The 15,060-nt window shown below is 75.4% G+C and carries 10 protein-coding genes; 7 read left to right on the top strand and 3 right to left on the bottom strand.

Features of this window, described 5'->3' with window-relative positions; translation table 11 throughout:
• Positions 1-174: 174 nt before the first annotated feature.
• Together ACIBAI_RS26745 and ACIBAI_RS26740 are read left to right on the top strand one after the other, a co-directional pair.
• Entirely contained in the window at positions 175-1,212 is a 1,038-nt protein-coding gene (locus ACIBAI_RS26745) for a HesA/MoeB/ThiF family protein (RefSeq protein WP_399038134.1), read from the top strand.
• Complete coding sequence (locus ACIBAI_RS26740) at positions 1,209-2,525, top strand: hypothetical protein (RefSeq protein ID WP_399038133.1); 1,317 nt, start codon at positions 1,209-1,211, stop codon at positions 2,523-2,525. Before ACIBAI_RS26745 ends, ACIBAI_RS26740 begins: the two co-directional genes overlap by 4 nt.
• Positions 2,526-2,936: 411 nt before the next feature.
• Here ACIBAI_RS26740 and ACIBAI_RS26735 read toward each other — a convergent pair whose 3' ends face one another.
• Together ACIBAI_RS26735 and ACIBAI_RS26730 are read right to left on the bottom strand one after the other, a co-directional pair.
• Positions 2,937-5,786: an ABC transporter substrate-binding protein gene (locus ACIBAI_RS26735; RefSeq protein WP_399038131.1), complete on the bottom strand. Its 2,850-nt coding sequence runs from the start codon at positions 5,784-5,786 to the stop codon at positions 2,937-2,939.
• A 318-nt stretch (positions 5,787-6,104) separates the two neighbouring features.
• Positions 6,105-7,055, bottom strand: coding sequence for an ATP-binding protein (locus tag ACIBAI_RS26730; protein WP_399038128.1), 951 nt, complete (start codon positions 7,053-7,055; stop codon positions 6,105-6,107).
• A 118-nt stretch (positions 7,056-7,173) separates the two neighbouring features.
• Between ACIBAI_RS26730 and ACIBAI_RS26725 the strand changes: the two genes are divergently transcribed.
• The 5 genes from ACIBAI_RS26725 (at position 7,174) to ACIBAI_RS26705 (ending at position 13,728) form a co-directional block, all read left to right on the top strand.
• Positions 7,174-7,743, top strand: coding sequence for a GNAT family N-acetyltransferase (locus ACIBAI_RS26725; protein WP_399038126.1), 570 nt, complete (start codon positions 7,174-7,176; stop codon positions 7,741-7,743).
• A gap of 79 nt (positions 7,744-7,822) precedes the next feature.
• Positions 7,823-9,334, top strand: coding sequence for an ABC transporter substrate-binding protein (locus tag ACIBAI_RS26720; protein WP_399038125.1), 1,512 nt, complete (start codon positions 7,823-7,825; stop codon positions 9,332-9,334).
• 2 nt (positions 9,335-9,336) lie between these two features.
• On the top strand, positions 9,337-11,091 hold the full coding sequence (locus tag ACIBAI_RS26715; protein ID WP_399038124.1) for an ABC transporter permease subunit: 1,755 nt from the start codon (positions 9,337-9,339) through the stop codon (positions 11,089-11,091).
• A complete protein-coding gene (locus ACIBAI_RS26710) occupies positions 11,088-12,317 on the top strand; it encodes an MDR family MFS transporter (RefSeq protein WP_399038122.1) in 1,230 nt (409 codons plus the stop codon). Before ACIBAI_RS26715 ends, ACIBAI_RS26710 begins: the two co-directional genes overlap by 4 nt.
• A gap of 358 nt (positions 12,318-12,675) precedes the next feature.
• A complete protein-coding gene (locus ACIBAI_RS26705; RefSeq protein ID WP_399038120.1) occupies positions 12,676-13,728 on the top strand; it encodes a saccharopine dehydrogenase in 1,053 nt (350 codons plus the stop codon).
• A gap of 44 nt (positions 13,729-13,772) precedes the next feature.
• Here ACIBAI_RS26705 and ACIBAI_RS26700 read toward each other — a convergent pair whose 3' ends face one another.
• Positions 13,773-15,002 (bottom strand): serine hydrolase domain-containing protein, encoded by a 1,230-nt coding sequence (locus tag ACIBAI_RS26700; protein ID WP_399038118.1) that lies wholly within the window; start codon positions 15,000-15,002, stop codon positions 13,773-13,775.
• Positions 15,003-15,060 lie beyond the last annotated feature (58 nt).

The following is a 15,060-nucleotide window of genomic DNA, read 5'->3' as shown; positions in this document are numbered from 1 at the left end:
TTCTTACCCCCCCACTGTCGGGGGGGTGGTCGCGGCGTCGGCCCCCCTTGGGGGGCGCCCCGAAAAAATAGAACGACAGCGGGCCCCCCCCCCCCCCCCCGGGGGGGGGGGGGGGGGGGGCGCCCCCCCCCCCCCCCCCCCGCCACCGCCCCGCCCCAGAACAGGAGACCCACGATGCGGCAACCCAGGATCAAGGAGTTCCTCCGGGTCCACCAGGTGGAGGGGGACCCGCACCTGTACATCGGGATCGGTCCCGAGAAGGTGCGGATCGCCGATCCCACCGAGGAGATGATCTCCTTCACGCTCGCCCTCGACGGCTCGCTCACCCGCGACGAGCTCCGCGCCCGCTTCCCGGAGACGGACGACTGGCTGGCGGCCCTGGACGCCCAGGGCGTGCTGGACGACGCGGCGGCCGCACCCGCGCTCGACCCCGACGATCTGCGCCGGTGGAGCCGGCAGATCAACCACCTCAGGCTCTACGACCGCCCGGGCTGGGACGGTTACGAGGGCATGCGCCGGCTGCGCGAGGCCCGGGTCGTGGTGATCGGTACCGGCGCGGGCGGAACGACGCTGCTGCGGCTGCTGAACGCCGCGGGCATCGGCACCCTGGAAGCGGTCGACTTCGACACCTTCGCCGAGGAGAACCTCCCCACGCACCCGACCTTCGACGAGCAGGATGTCGGCGTGCCCAAACTGGAGGCGCTCAAGCGGCACCTGGCCCTGCAGAACTCGCGCTCCCGGTTCATCCCCCATCACACGCGCATCGAGTCCGCCGACGACATCGTCAAACTCGTCGACGGCGCCGACTTCTTCTTCAACGCCTACGACCGTCCCCGCAATCAGGCGATCCGCTGGTCGAACGAGGCCAGCCTGCGCACGGGCGTGCCCTTCGGGCAGATCGGCATCACCGACAAGGGCGCCCGGGTGGGCCCGACCATGCTCCCCGGCCGGACACCGTGCATGGAATGCGTCGGCATCCGCGATCTGAACATCCTGCGAGCGGAGAAGTCGGGCAGCCTCACCGGCACCCTGGTGGCCATGGTGGCGGGCATCGCGGTCAACGAGGTGATCGGCCTGGTGTCCGGGGCCAAGTCGACCTCCCGCACCGCGGGCCGGAGCCTGTACGTCAACACCGAGACGCTGACGTTCGACTTCACCGAGTTCTCCTTCCGCCCCGACTGCCCCTGCCAGAAGGGCCGGCCGCCACGGTGACGACCGCAGAACGTTCACCGGAACCACTCCGGGGCAAGGCCGACCGCACCTCGGTCGCCTCGCTCGCCCGCTCCTGGCTGCCCACCGCCCTCGGCTCCTCCATGCTGGCCTGGGAGATCCCGCTGGTCGTGGCGATCGTCGGCCGCATGTCCGGCGGCGCGTCGGCGATGGCGGCCCTCGGCGCCGGGCTGTCGGTGCTGTTCGTCGTGAACTCCCCGGCCCTGGCCCTGGCCCCACTGGTCGTCACCGAGGTCGGCAACCACGGCTCACGGGCCCTGCTGCGCCGCGCCCTGGTCACCGGAGGGGCCGGCTGCGTCCTGCTCGTGGCGCTGGCGCTGCTGCCCGGCGTCGCGACCGGCTTCCCCGCGCTGCTGGGGCTGCCGGGGGAGGTGCGGGAGGACTTCCGCACCTGTCTGCTGTCGTTCGCGGCCGCGCCGCTCGCCGTGGCGGTCCGGCGCTTCCTGCACGGCCGTCTCATCGGCGCCGACACCACCCGGCCCATCGCGGTGGCCACCGTCGTCCGTATCGGCGCGACCGCGCTCGCGGGCCTCGCCCTGTGGCGGACGGGTGTGCCGGCCGGGGCGACCGGCGGACTCGCCCTGTCCGTGGGGGCCTGGGCCGAGACAGCCTGCCTGGCGCTGTCGGCGCGGCGGCCGGCGCCGGTGCCGGCGCCGCGCATCCCCGGGCGCGGCCTGGTGCTGCAGCACGCGCGGATCACCTCCAGTGTGCTGCTCAACATGAGCCCCGCGCTGGTCACCACCGTCGTGATCGCCCGCTCGGAGCAGGCCGCCGACTCGCTGGTCGTCTGGCCCGCGCTGTACGGCCTGGTGTCTCTGGGCACCGTGCCGCTGTCCGACCTCGACTCGGTCGGCGCCGCGTTCCTGAGGAGGGCGGGCGCACCGGCCGTGCTCACACGGTTCGCCGTCCTGCTCGCCGGGGCGCTGCTCGCGGTGTCGCTGCTGGTGGCGCTGACCCCGGTGGCGCGCCTGTACCTCGCCGGGTTCAGCAACGTCCCGGCGGGACCCGTGGACCTCGGGCTGAGCTGGATGGTGGTGCTCGCCGCCGCCCCGCCGCTGTGGGCGGTGCGCGGCCGGCTGCGGGCCGTCGCCATCGCCGAGGGCGCCGGCCGGGCGCTGCCCCGGGCGGCGGCGGTCCATCTCGCGGCGTTCCTGGCCTTCGGCCTGCTGCTGCCGTTCACCTCCCTGCCCGGGGTGGCCGGCGCGAGCCTCGCCCTGGTCGCCGCGCTGGCCACCGAGACGCTGAGCCTGCGCGTGATGACCGGCGGATCGGAGCGCGGAGCCGTACCGGCCTGAGCCGTGCGGGAGGCCCGCGGCGACCGCCCGGCCCACCCCGAGAGGGCGGCCGGGTGGCGGAGGCGGTGCGCAGCGCCGTGGGCGCGGGCCGCCTGCCACGCCTGCGCCCTGCTCCCGGGGCCAGCCGCGAGACCGGCAACCCCTCCTGGACCGCGCTCTCGTGGTCGGCGGCGAGCACGTCCCCGGCTGTCTGCGGTCCATCGTCACCGCGGCCCGCGCCGCCGCGGCCACCGCCCTGGAGCAGCCGTGACCGTCACCTACCTCGACCTCACCCCCGATCAGCGGACCGGCCTGGACGACCCGCCCTTCGACGGCAACCATCCGGAGCAGTGCCCTCCTCGCCGAAACAGCGGATACGGGCGGCGCGTTCGCCGGCCGACCGCCGTTCCGGTCAACCCGCCCGGTTTCCGCTCACTCGATCCTGCACTCCGTCACGTCGAGCGGCTCGGTGTCACCGGCCGGTCTGCTGCACAGGACCTCCGCCTGCGGGACGCCCCACGCGGTCCTCCGGACCCGTTTGAGGACGATGCTGTGGCCATGCCGTTCGCCGTACGGGGGCGCGCCGGTGAAGTCGATCGTTCCGGTGGCCATCCCGTCGAGCTTGACGCCTCTGAGGTTGACCCAGGTCGCCGCGCGGCTCTGGGGCGCGTCCCCGCGGCTGGCCGCCCAGTGCAGCGCACGTGTGGCGTCGTGGGAGAGGGCCGTCTGCCCGCTGGAGAATTCGGCGTCGTCGTACGTGACCTTCCTGCCCTCCAGCCAGGGGAGGTGATGGGCGGCGTCCTCGTAGAAGGTGGTCCGGGACGCGGCCTTCTCCAGCTCGGCCAGGGCCGCGTGGTACAGCGTGATCCGTGGGGTCACGCCGTCGCGGCCGCCCGTGCCGGAGAACCTGGCCTTGCTCAGGTCGTCGCCCGTGAGGATCGAGATGTCCTTGTCCGCGCAGTCCACTTCGGTGCTCAGCTGGGTCATCAGCGGTCCGATGTCCTCGACCCGCCCGGCGAAGTAGATCACCGAGGGGACCTGCTCACCGCTGCAGATGCTCTCCGCGTGCAGCCGCAGTTCGGGTTTTCCGTTCGCCACCCGGTACCTCCGCTCGGGCAGCAGCCGGAAGCCCTTCCGTTTCAGCATCTCCCCGCCGTAGAAGGCCTGTTCGCCGGTGTAGCGGTCCTGGGACTTCTCGGTGTCGCGGGCCAGCACCAGGGCGTACGAGTCCTTCCCCGGGGCGCGCAGCTGCTCGGCGATGAGACCGAGCGCCTCCGCCTGGTGCTCGTCGGGGGCCGCGAGGCTGAACCAGTTGGAGAAGTCCTTCGGCAGGTAGGTGGCCGAGTTGGTGCCGGAGACGATGGGCAGTCCCGCCTCGTGGAGCCGGTCCGTGACGTCGGAGCTGCTCTCCAGGTCACGGCCGAAGCCGACGACGCCGACGACGGTCGGGTCGCGGTCGGCGTACCGCGCGATCGCGTCGGCCGTGACGCGCTGGTGCCCCATGTCCGCACCGCCGTTGGCGAGCAGCACCCGCAGTTTCACCGTGTAGTTCTCGTTGACGACGCGCTGGGCGAGGTACACCCCGGCCAGCTCTTCGGCGCCCTTGACCAGTGAGGACTCCACCGGGGAGGAACTCAGCGGTCCGGCGTACACCACCGTGACGTAGGCCTCGGAGTGGTCGCGCAGTACCTCGGCGTTCTCGGCGTGCACCAGCTTCTCCAGGTCGCGCAGCCTCCTGGCCTCCTCGTCGGTTCCGCCCCGGAGGTACGCGCCGAACCGGACGTCCCCGGTGGCTATCCCGACGCACTCCGTGCCGTCGCCGGGCGCGGGACGCCGCTCGGTGTCGCGGTTGGCGGTCAGCGGACCCGCCGAGCAGTACGTCCGGTGCAGTTCACGGGAGTGGACGACGCCCGTGGTGACGGCGAGGACGAGGACGACGAGCAGGCTGTGCGCCGACCACACCACGCGGACCAGGGGCGGCCGGTGCCTGGCCCTGACGCACCGCCACTCCGTCTCCCGCAGCTGCACCAGTTCCTCCCGGGGCAGCGGGATCCTGAGCACCCAGGGCAGGGCGTTCGTCCTGCTCGGCGACTGGTCGGCCCGCAGGTTCCCGGCCCATTCGTCGTACCAGTCCCGCAGCCGCTGTCGGCGGCGCGAGGACCGGGGCGGGGAGGGTACCGGGCCGGCCGGCGGGTCCCCGTCCGCGCCGCGGTCGAGCAGCGCGGCGTCGTCCGCCGCCACGCCCGCCACGATCAGCAGCGGGTCGAGTTCGCTGCGCCGGCTGCGGACGTCGCTGACCGCCCTGATCAGTTCGATGCCGCCGTTCTCCCGGCCCGCCCGGCGCAGGAACAGCACCGGCGGACGCGTCCGCTTGACCCCCCGCAGGTCCCAGCTGCCGCGCCGGTGGTTGTCCCGCAGGTCCTCGAAGAGCGCCAGCACGTACAGCTGGAGGGGGAACGGGCCGCCCTCCCGCATGGCCTCGGCCACGTCGTAGGCGCGGGCCGCTATGGCTCCCCAGGAGCGGACGGGCCGCAGCAGCCGCACGCTGGTCGACTGCCGGCGGGCGGCGGACTGGAGGAACGTCGTGGTCAGGAACCACCGGCTCTCCCTGCGCAGCCACAGGAAGAGGGGCGCGCGGCCGGGGACGTGGTTCAGGACGGCGAGCAGGATCATCAGCCCGACGCCGGCCAGCACGGCGACGTACCACTCGGGGCGGGTGAGCAGCGCGGTGAAGGCGCCCAGGACGCCCATGGGGAGGAACTGCTGCACGTCGGTGAGGAGCATCTGCCGGCGCGGGGGCCTGCGGGGGCGCCAGCGCTGCCGGGCCAGGATGCGCAGCAGGTGGACCTGGGCCTGCTCCCGCTGGGCGTTCCCGTCGGGGGTGCCGGCGGGGGAGGTCGGCCAGTGCTCGCGCATCTCCGGATCGTCGGTGGCCTCCTGCAGGGCGCGGACGAGGCCCAGGCGGGGAAAGGAGTAGGGCCGGTAGGCGGCGGACCGGTCGCCCCACTTCCTGGAGTCGCCGAGGTCGCGCAGGAGCCGCGCGGCCCGGGCCGTGGGGTCGAGGTGGTCTCCCGGCTGCGGCTCGGTCGGGGCGACGGCCAGGCGGGTGCCGTGGCGCTGCTGCCCTTCGCGCAGTTCGTCGACGAGTTCGGTGACGCGGGCGTCGTCGGCGGGGTCCTCGGCGTGCAGCACGATGACCGGCATCGGCGGATCACCGGTCCGGAAGTCCTGGATCAGGGACTCCAGTTGCCGTTGGACGTCGATGCCCGCCTCGGTCGACATGCCCGGGTGGCCGCCCGGGCAGTCCTGAGGGAAACTCTGGCCGCGGCCATGCATGGACACCCCCCGTGGTCGTAAGACACATGTGTCGCAAGCGTCCTGCGAGGATATCGCCTGCCTCCGACAACCGTCCCCGGCGGAACGGAGAACGGATCGGTTCACGCGATCGGGTGATGCCGCGCGTCCACGGGGCGCTGACGGCGGCCCGCCGCGCCCGTCTGATCGGATGCGGGCGCAAGGACCTGGTCCGGCCGCTCGACGCGGCGGGCGCCGAGCAGCCGGTGAGGGGCGGCGCGCCGGGGGAGCGAGCCGGTGAGGGGGTCAGGACAGGGCCGACGGGCCCGGTGCGAAGTCCGGGTCCACCTGGTCCGCCAGGTCCCGGCCCGTCGCCTCGTTCGCCCACGCGCGGGCGTTGCGCAGGTGGAACTCGACGGCGTGGCGGTGCAGGCGCTCCCAGTCCCTGGGGTGCGCGTCGACCGCCTCGCGCAGGACGTCCAGGGCGTGGCGGTTGTGGGACTCCAGCTCCCCTCGGGGGCGGCCCCGTTCCGCCGCCCGTACCCAGTCCGAGTGCACCAGGTGGGTCAGCAGGTCGTCCCCCACCTGTTCCTTGAGGAAGAGCAGGTCGTCCTCGCAGGTCACCTTGTTGCCGACCACCGCGATCCGGACGCCGAACTCGCGCGCGTGGTCGCGGTACTGGCGGTAGACCGACACGCCCTTGCGGGTCGGCTCCGCCACCAGGAACGTCAGGTCGAAACGGGTGAACAGGCCCGAGGCGAACGCGTCCGCGCCCGCCGTCATGTCGACCACCACGTACTCGCCGGGGCCGTCGACCAGGTGGCCGAGGTACAGCTCCACCGCGCCCAGCTTGGAGTGGTAGCAGGCCACCCCGAGGTCGCTCTCGTCGAACTCGCCGGTCACCATCAGCGGTACGCCGCCGGCGTGCCCGACGTGGCGCGCGTGCAGGTCGTCGTCGCCGAGCAGGCGCAGCAGACGTGAACCGCGTCCGGGCGGGGTCGTCTTGACCATCGCCTCCCGCGAGGGGATCCGCGGGTTGGTGCCGCGCAGGTAGTCCTTGATGTCGCCCAGGTGCGGGCCCAGGGCGGGGGCGGTGAAGGGGCGGTCGTCGTCGGGGGCGAGCGCCTCGGCCAGGTGCTGGTTGATGTCGCCGTCGACGGCCAGGACCGGGGCGCCGGAGCGCGCCAGGTGGCGGGAGAACAGCGCCGACAGCGTGGTCTTCCCGCTGCCGCCCTTGCCGACGAACGCGACCCTCATGACCGCTCCGAACCCTTGAAAATGAATGTCATGTGGGTAGGTTCGGGGGCTCGCCGAACACTGTCAAATCGGGGTCCGGATGCCCGGATGATCAACGTCCGTACTTAATGCATATGATGTGCAAGTGCACGACTACACCATCAGGACGGCAACCCCGGACGACCTCGACGCCGCCCGGGCGGTGATGCTCGACACCGTCTACCGCGACTTCGGCACCGGCTACGTCCCCCGCTGGCACGGCGACATCATCGACCCGGCCGGCGCCTACCTGGCCTCGCCCCGGCACACCCTCCTGGTCGCCGTCGACGAGCGGGACGGGAGCGTCGTCGGCACCGGCGCGCTGGACTCGCGCGGCCCCCTGCACCCGCCGAACCCGCGGGACGTCGCCGAGCGGTTCCCGTCGGGGGAGACGGCGCAGCTGCGGCGGATCTACGTGCGGCCCGGCCACCGGCGCCGGGGGATCGCGCGGCGGCTCGTCGGCGCGCTGCTCGACTTCGCCGTCGCCGACGGCGGTTACCGGGCCGTGTACCTGCACACGGATCCGTCCGTGCCCGGCGCCGAGGCGTTCTGGCGGTCGGTCGGGAAGGTCGTGCACGACGAGCGCGAGGACCCCGGCGGCGGGCAGGACGTCGTGCACTTCGAGGTGCCCGTGGGGTGGTCGCCGGAGCGGCGGGACACCCGGCCATAGGGTGAAAATCGTTTTCATGTAAGCTGCCGGGCGGCCCGTCGCGCCACCGCACCGCCCCGCCTCCGACGAACCGAGGATCATGCGCGTCCCCCGCTCCCGCCTCCGCCCCCGTTCCCGCCTGCTCGCCGCCGCGCTGCTCGCGCCGCTCCTGGCCGGCTGCTTCGCCGCCGGCGACGGACCGTCCCCGGACGACGCCAAGGACGGCTCCCGCCTGCGCGTGGCCCTCGCCTTCCCGCCCGCCGAGAACCTCTCCCCGTACGGCGCCGACGCCACCCTCCTCAGCCGGCTCGGCGTCACCGAAGGACTCACCTCCCTCGACGCCAACGGCGCCGCCGCGCCCGCGCTCGCCGAGTCCTGGCGCCGGGAGAACGCCCGCACCTGGAAGTTCACCCTGCGCGAGGCCACCTTCCAGGACGGCACCGACGTCACCCCGGCCGCGGTGGCCGCCGCGCTCGGCCACGCCGCCGAGGCCGAGCCCGCGCCCGCCGCCCTGTCCGGCGTCGCCCTCACCGCCGAGGCCGACGGCGCCCGCGGCCTGCGCATCACCACCAGCGAGCCCGACCCGGTCCTGCCGCTGCGCCTGTCCAGCCCGAGCCTCGCCGTGCTGTCCGCGAAGGCCTACCGCGAGGACGGCCGCGTCGACCCCGTCGGCACTGCCACCGGCCCCTTCGAGATCACCGAGGTGACCGGGTCCTCCGCCGCCGCCCTCGACCGGTTCGACGACTACTGGGGCGGCCGCGCCCAGGCCGCCGGCATCGACGCCCGGTTCATCGCCGACGGCACCGCCCGCGCCAACGCCCTGCGCACCGGCGAGGTCGACATAGCCGAGGCCGTGCCCGTCGCCCAGGCCGCCACCCTGGAGGAGGCCACGCGCCGGGAGACCGCCACCACCCGCACCACCAGCCTGCTCCTCAACACCGCGTCCGGGCCGTTCGAGGACCCGAGGGTGCGGGCCGCCGCCCGGCGGGCCGTCGACACCTCCGTGCTCGCGGAGGACGTGTATGAAGGGCACGCCGACCCCGGCGCCGGCATCTACGGGCCCGCCGTCACCTGGGCCGAGGGCAAGCGCACCGAGCCCGTCGGCCGGGCCCGGCCGGGCGGCGCCGAGGGCACGGCGATCACCCTCGCCACCTACGACAACCGCCCCGAACTGCCCGAGGTCGCCCAGGTGATCGAGCGGCAGCTCCGGAAGGCCGGATTCACGGTGAAGCTGGAGGTGCGGGAGTACTCGCGGCTGGAGAGCGACGCCCTGGCCGGGAAGTTCGACGCGGTCGTCCTCGCCCGCAACACCCTGCTCGACACCGGCGACCCCGTCGCCGTCCTCTCCGGCGACTACACCTGCGACGGCGGCTACAACATCGCCCAGCTGTGCGACAAGGCCGTCGACCGGGCCGTCGCCGCGGCCGAGCAGACCGCCGACCCCGGGAAGCGGCAGGACGCGGCGATGGCGGCCGAGGCGGCGATCCTCGGCACCGACGCCGTCGTGCCGCTGGTCCACCAGCGCGTCGTCACCGGCGTCGGCGCCGGGGTGCGGGGCGTGCTGCTCGACCCGTACGAGCGCGTCCTCGTGGGCACCGGGACGCGGCGCTGACGATGCGGCAGGTCCTGTGGCGCGCCGCGCTCGCGGCCGGGCTGGTGTGCGGCGTCGGCCTGCTGCCCTGGCTGACGCGGACCGACCCGGCGCTCACCGTCCTCAAGGCCAGGTCGGCCGAGCGTGATCCGTCCCCCGAGGCGCTGGCCGCCATCCGGGCGCAACTGGGGCTGGACCGGGGGCCGGCGCACCTGCTCGGGCAGTGGCTGGGCGGACTGGTGCGCGGGGACGCCGGACGGTCGTGGATCTCCGGCTCCGAGGTCCTGCCGGACGTGCTGCGGGCGCTGGGCGCGTCGCTGCTGCTGATGGCGGTGGCGCTGGTGGCCGCCGCCGGCACCGCCGCGCTGGTGTGCGCCCGCACCCTGCGCACCGCCGGGCGCGTGCGCCGGGGCGGCACCGGTTCCGCGCTGCTCGCCGCGCTGCCCGAGTTCCTCGTCGCCTCCGTGCTCGCCACCGTCGTCGGCGTCCAGCTCGGCTGGCTGCCCGCCCTCGGCTGGTACGGGCCGCGGTGGACGGTGCTGCCCGCGCTCGCCCTCGGCCTGCCCGCCGGGGCCGTGCTCGGGCGGCTCCTCGACGACCTGCTGCCCGGCGCCTTCGCCGAGCCGTGGGCGCCGGCCGCCGCCGCCCGCGGCATCCCCCGCCGCCGCATCGCCCGGCAGGCGCTGCGCCGCTGCCTGCCCGCGCTGCTGCCCAACCTCGGCCTGTTCGCCGTCGGCCTGACCGGCGGAGCCGTCGCCGTCGAGCAGATCTTCGACATCCCCGGGCTCGGCCGCACCACCCTCCAGGCCGCCCTCGCCCAGGACCTCCCCGTCCTGCAGGCGGGCACCCTCGCCCTGGTGCTGCTCGCCGCCCTGACGACCGGCGTCGCCCGCCTGGCCGCCCGCCTGCTCACCGGACCCGCCCTGCGCGACGGCGCCCTGCCCACCCTGCACCGGCCCGCGCCGCCCGCCCGCGGGGTCCTGCCGCTCGCGTACGGCGCCCTGCTGCTCGGCGTCGTCGCCCTCGGCCTGCCCCGCGACCCGCTCGCGCTGCACCCCGGCGAACGCCTGCGACCCCCCTCCTGGGCACACCCGTTCGGCACCGACGCGCTCGGCCGGGACCTGCTCGCCCGGATCGGGCACGGCGCCCTGGACACCCTGCTGCTCGCCCTCGGCATCAGCGCCGCCGCGCTCGTGCTCGGCGTGCTGCTGGGCCTCGCGCCCCGGCTGTCCGGGCCGCTCGTCGACACCGTCAACGCCGTGCCGCCGGTCCTCGCCGCGCTGCTGGTCACCGCCGTCGCCGGCCGCGGCGCCGCCACGCCCGCGCTCGCCGTGACCGCCGTCGCCTGGGCCCCGCTCGCCGCGCACACCTCCGCGCTGCTCCAGCAGGAACGCGCCACCCTGCACCTGACGGCCACCCGCGCCCTCGGCGCCGGCCGCCGGCACATCCTGCGCCGCGCGCTCCTGCCCGCCGTGCTGCCGCCGGTCGTCCGGCACGCCCTGCTGCGGCTGCCGGGCATCGCCCTCGCCCTCGCCTCGCTCGGCTTCCTCGGCCTCGGCGCCCAGCCGCCGTCCCCCGAGTGGGGCCTGCTGCTCGCCGAGAACCAGCCCTACGCCGAGCGCGCCCCCTGGGCGGTCCTCGCCCCGGCGGCCGTCCTCGCCCTGCTGGGCGCCCTGGCGGTGACCGCGGCGGGCGGCGTGCGCCGGCCGAGGCGCCGTACGCCCACGGCGGTGGCCGAAGAACCCTCCCGCACGCGGGAACCGGCGGTGACGCGATGACCGCGCCGTCGCCGGCGGGCCTGCGCGAGGCCGCCGGGCGCACCCGACTCCCACCGCTGCTGCGGCTGCTGATCCTCACCCAGCTCGCCTTCAACGTCGGCTTCTTCGCCGTGCTGCCCTTCCTGTCCGAGCACCTGGGGCAGACCGTGGGCATGGCCGGCTGGCTGGTCGGGTTCGTGCTCGGCCTGCGCACCTTCAGCCAGCAGGGCCTGTTCGTGGTGGGCGGGGCGCTCGCCGACCGGTACGGCGTCCGGCCCGTGGTGCTCGCGGGCTGCGCGCTGCGCGTCGCCGGGTTCGGGTGGCTGGGGTACGCGGAGCGGACCTGGGCGGTCGTCGGGGCCGTCCTGCTCATCGGGTTCGCCGCAGCGCTGTTCTCGCCCGCGGTCGAGTCGGAGGTCGCCCGGCAGGCCGTGCTCTGGGAGGAGGCGGGCGGCGGGCCCCGCACCCGGGTGCTGGCGCTGTTCACCGTCGCCGGACAGGCCGGGGCGTTCACGGGGCCGCTGCTGGGCGCGCTGCTGCTGGCGGTGGACTTCCGCACCGCGTGCCTGACCGGCGCCGCGATCTTCGTCCTGGTCCTCGCCGGGCACGCCCGGCTGCTGCCGCAGCACATCCCCGGCCGGACGCGCACCCGGCTGCGGGGCGGGCTCGGACCGCTGGTCCGCAACCGCCGCTTCCTCGCGCTGTGCTGCGCGTACGGCGCCTACCTGCTCGCCTACAACCAGCTCTACCTGGCCCTGCCCGCCGAGGTGGAGCGGGCCGCCGGCTCCCAGGCGCCGCTGGCCTGGCTGTTCGCGCTGTCCTCGCTGCTGGTGGTGACCGCGCAGCTGCCCGTGACGCGCTGGGCGGGCCGGCGGCTGGACCCGCGCCGGTCCATGGCGGCCGGACTGCTGCTGGTCGCGGCCGGGTTCGCCGCCGTGGCGCTCGCCCGGCCCGCCGGCTGGACGGGCACCGCCGGGCTGCTGCCCGCCGCCGCCTTCGTCGTCCTGCTCACCCTCGGGCAGATGCTCGTCGCGCCCGTCGCCCGCGCCTGGGTGCCCGACCTCGCCGAGGACGGCCGGCTCGGCCTCTACACGGGGGCCCTGTCCTCGGTGTCCGGGCTGATCGTGCTGGCCGGCAGCTCCGCGGCCGGCACGCTGCTGGACAGCGGCCTGCCGGGCGCCGTGCCCTGGCTGGCGCTGGCCGCCGTACCGCTCGCGGCGGTCGCGCTGCTGCCGCGCCGCCGCTGAGCGACGGGTTCCCCGCCGCCGCCGGGGAAGCGCTCCCGCGGTCAGGGACCGCGGAGCTCCGGCTGCCACGAGGGGGGAGAGCCCCGGCGCCACGGGGGAGTCCCCGCCGTCACCGGGCGACGGGCCCCTGGCCGCACGGGGCGGCGTCGACGACCCGGTCGCGCCGAGCGGCGGCAACGCCCGCGAGCGCGCCGTGCCGCGGGTCGTCCCGGCGACGGTCACGGCTGGGCGCGCTCTCGGCCGTGACCGCGGTCGGCCGGGACGCGCCCGGCACCCCGGCCGCGTATCGTCGTGACGTCAGCCCGTCGAGCGCCGGCCGGTCCGCGGCAGGCGCCCCGCGCCCGGAGGCCCACCCGGTATGACCGACGTCCACCTGTGGCTGCGCCACGAGGTCCGCGGCACCGAGCGGCGTACGCCGATCGTGCCCCGCGACGCCCGTCGGCTCGTCGAGAGCGGGGCCGTCCTCACCGTCGAGGAGTCCCCGCAGCGGATCTTCCCCGTGGCGGAGTACGAGGCGGTCGGCTGCCGTGTCGCGCCCGCGGGCTCCTGGGTGTCGGCGCCCCGGGCCGCCGTCGTCGTCGGGCTGAAGGAACTCCCCGACGAGCCCCCCGGGCTGACGCACCGTCATGTCTTCTTCGGGCACGCCTACAAGCGGCAGCCGGGGGCGGCGGACCTGCTGCGGCGGTTCGCCGCCGGGGGAGGACGACTGTACGACCTGGAGTACCTGGTGGACGACACCGGCCGGCGCCTGACCGCCTTCGGGTTCTGGGCCGGCTACCTGGGGGCGGCCCTGGCGGTGCTCCGGCACCGGGGCAGGCTGGCGGCGCCGCTGACGCCCACCACCAGGGACGAACTGGACCAGGCGCTGCGGCCCGCCGCCGGCGACGCGGAGTTCACCGCGCTGGTGACCGGCGCCCTGGGCCGCAGCGGCCGGGGCGCCCGGACGGCGTTCGCCGCGGCGGGCGTCGAGCCCACCGCCTGGGACCTGGCGGAGACCGGGAACCTGGACCGGCGGGCCCTGCTCGGCCACGACGTGATGGTGAACGCCGTGCTCGCCACCAGCCCCGTCCCGCCCTTCCTGCGCGAGCGGGACCTCGACGACCCCGCCCGCCGGCTGCGCACCCTGTGCGACGTCACCTGCGACGTCGGCTCCCCGCTGAACGTGCTGCCCGTCTACGACCGCACCACCGACTGGGACGAGCCCGCGCGCCGGCTGCGCGAGGACCCCCCGCTCGATCTGATCGCCATCGACAACCTGCCGTCCCTGCTGCCGGAGGAGTCCAGCACCGACTTCTCGGCGGCGCTGCTGCCGCTGCTGCTGGAGTTCGGCGCGGGCGGCCCCTGGGGCCGCTGCCTGGACCGGTTCCACCAGGCCTGCCGCGAACTCGGCGTCGAGCCGCGGGAGGCCTGACGGGGCCGGCGCGGGCGGCCGAGCGGCCCGGCCCGCCGCCGGGCTCAGTCCGCGATCGCCTCGTGCACCAGCCGCTTGAGGTCCGGGAAGACCGTGTGCGAGGACTTCGGCCGCAACTGCGTCATGAACTGCACCGTCAGATCGCGGCCCGGATCGACCCAGAACGTCGTCGTCGCCACCCCGCTCCAGCCGTACGTGCCGAGCCCGGAGGGCGCCTGGGTGCGGTCCGGGTCGATCACCACGGAGACCCCGAGGCCGAAGCCGACGCCCTCGTTGCCGGGCTCGTCATGGGCGGGGCGGCTGCCGAAGGCGCGCAGGTCGGCGCCGCCGGGCAGGTGGTTGCGGGTCATCAGGTCCACCGTCTCGGGGGCGAGCAGCCGGGTGCCGTCGAGTTCGCCGCGGCGCCGCAGCAGCTCCATGAACCGGTGCACGTCGTGCGCGGAGGCCACCATGCCGCCGCTGCCGGACAGGAACCGCGGCCGGCCCCGCAGCGGCAGCCCGGGGATCGGCTCGATACCGCCGCCGTCGCGGTCCCCGTACAGCTCGGCCAGCCGCCCCGCCTGCTCGTCCGTGACGCAGAACCCGGCGTCCGCCATGCCGAGCGGGCCGAAGACCCGCTCCGCGAGGAACACGTCCAGCGGCTGCCCCGACACCACCTCGATCACCCGGCCCAGCACATTGCTGGCGACCGAGTAGTTCCACTGCGTGCCCGGCTCGAACTGCAGCGGCAGGCTCGCGTACAGGTCGACCGTCTCGGCCAGGTCCGCGCCCGGACGCACCGACGACTCCAGGCCGGCCGCGCGGTAGAGGGCGTCGACGGGGTGGGTGCGGTAGAAGCCGAAGGTCAGGCCGGCGGTGTGCGTCATCAGGTGCCGGACCAGCACGGGCCCGTCGGCGGGGCGGGTCTCGGTGTCCGGGCCGGAGCCGCCGACGTACACCCGCGGATGCGCGAAGGCCGGGAGGTGGCGGGCCACCGGGTCGTCGAGCGACAGCCGGCCCTCCTCCACCAGCAGCAGCGCCGCCACCGTGGTCACCGGCTTGGTCATGGAGTAGATCCGCCACAGCGTGTCGGGCTCGACGGGCAGCCCGGCCGCGAGGTCGCGCCGGCCGTGCACGGTCAGGTGCGCGACGCGGCCACCACGGGCCACGGCCACCAGAAAGCCGGGCAGGCGGCCCTCGTCGACGTGGTGGGCGAAGTGCCGGTCGAGACGGTCCAGCGCCTTCGGGTCCAGCCCCACCTCGTCCGGGTCGGCCTCTTGTCGCAGCTGTGCCATCGCTCTCCTCCGTCGCGTTCGTCGGGGTGCGGTCCGGCCTACCCGCCACGGACGCCCT

The organism is Streptomyces sp. NPDC051041, assembly GCF_044456065.1.
Taxonomy (GTDB): domain Bacteria; phylum Actinomycetota; class Actinomycetes; order Streptomycetales; family Streptomycetaceae; genus Streptomyces; species Streptomyces glaucus.
Note: the sequence above shows the minus strand (reverse complement) of the source record. Positions and strands in the feature narration are given on the sequence as shown.

Excerpts from the sequence above, each read along its gene's own strand:
- ACIBAI_RS26745 (WP_399038134.1), top strand. The coding sequence starts at position 175 with ATGCGGCAACCCAGGATCAAGGAGTTCCTCCGGGTCCACCAGGTGGAG.
- ACIBAI_RS26735 (WP_399038131.1), bottom strand. The coding sequence starts at position 5,786 with ATGTCGACCGAGGCGGGCATCGACGTCCAACGGCAACTGGAGTCCCTG.
- ACIBAI_RS26730 (WP_399038128.1), bottom strand. The coding sequence starts at position 7,055 with ATGAGGGTCGCGTTCGTCGGCAAGGGCGGCAGCGGGAAGACCACGCTG.
- ACIBAI_RS26720 (WP_399038125.1), top strand. The coding sequence starts at position 7,823 with ATGCGCGTCCCCCGCTCCCGCCTCCGCCCCCGTTCCCGCCTGCTCGCC.
- ACIBAI_RS26715 (WP_399038124.1), top strand. The coding sequence starts at position 9,337 with ATGCGGCAGGTCCTGTGGCGCGCCGCGCTCGCGGCCGGGCTGGTGTGC.
- ACIBAI_RS26710 (WP_399038122.1), top strand. The coding sequence starts at position 11,088 with ATGACCGCGCCGTCGCCGGCGGGCCTGCGCGAGGCCGCCGGGCGCACC.
- ACIBAI_RS26705 (WP_399038120.1), top strand. The coding sequence starts at position 12,676 with ATGACCGACGTCCACCTGTGGCTGCGCCACGAGGTCCGCGGCACCGAG.
- ACIBAI_RS26700 (WP_399038118.1), bottom strand. The coding sequence starts at position 15,002 with ATGGCACAGCTGCGACAAGAGGCCGACCCGGACGAGGTGGGGCTGGAC.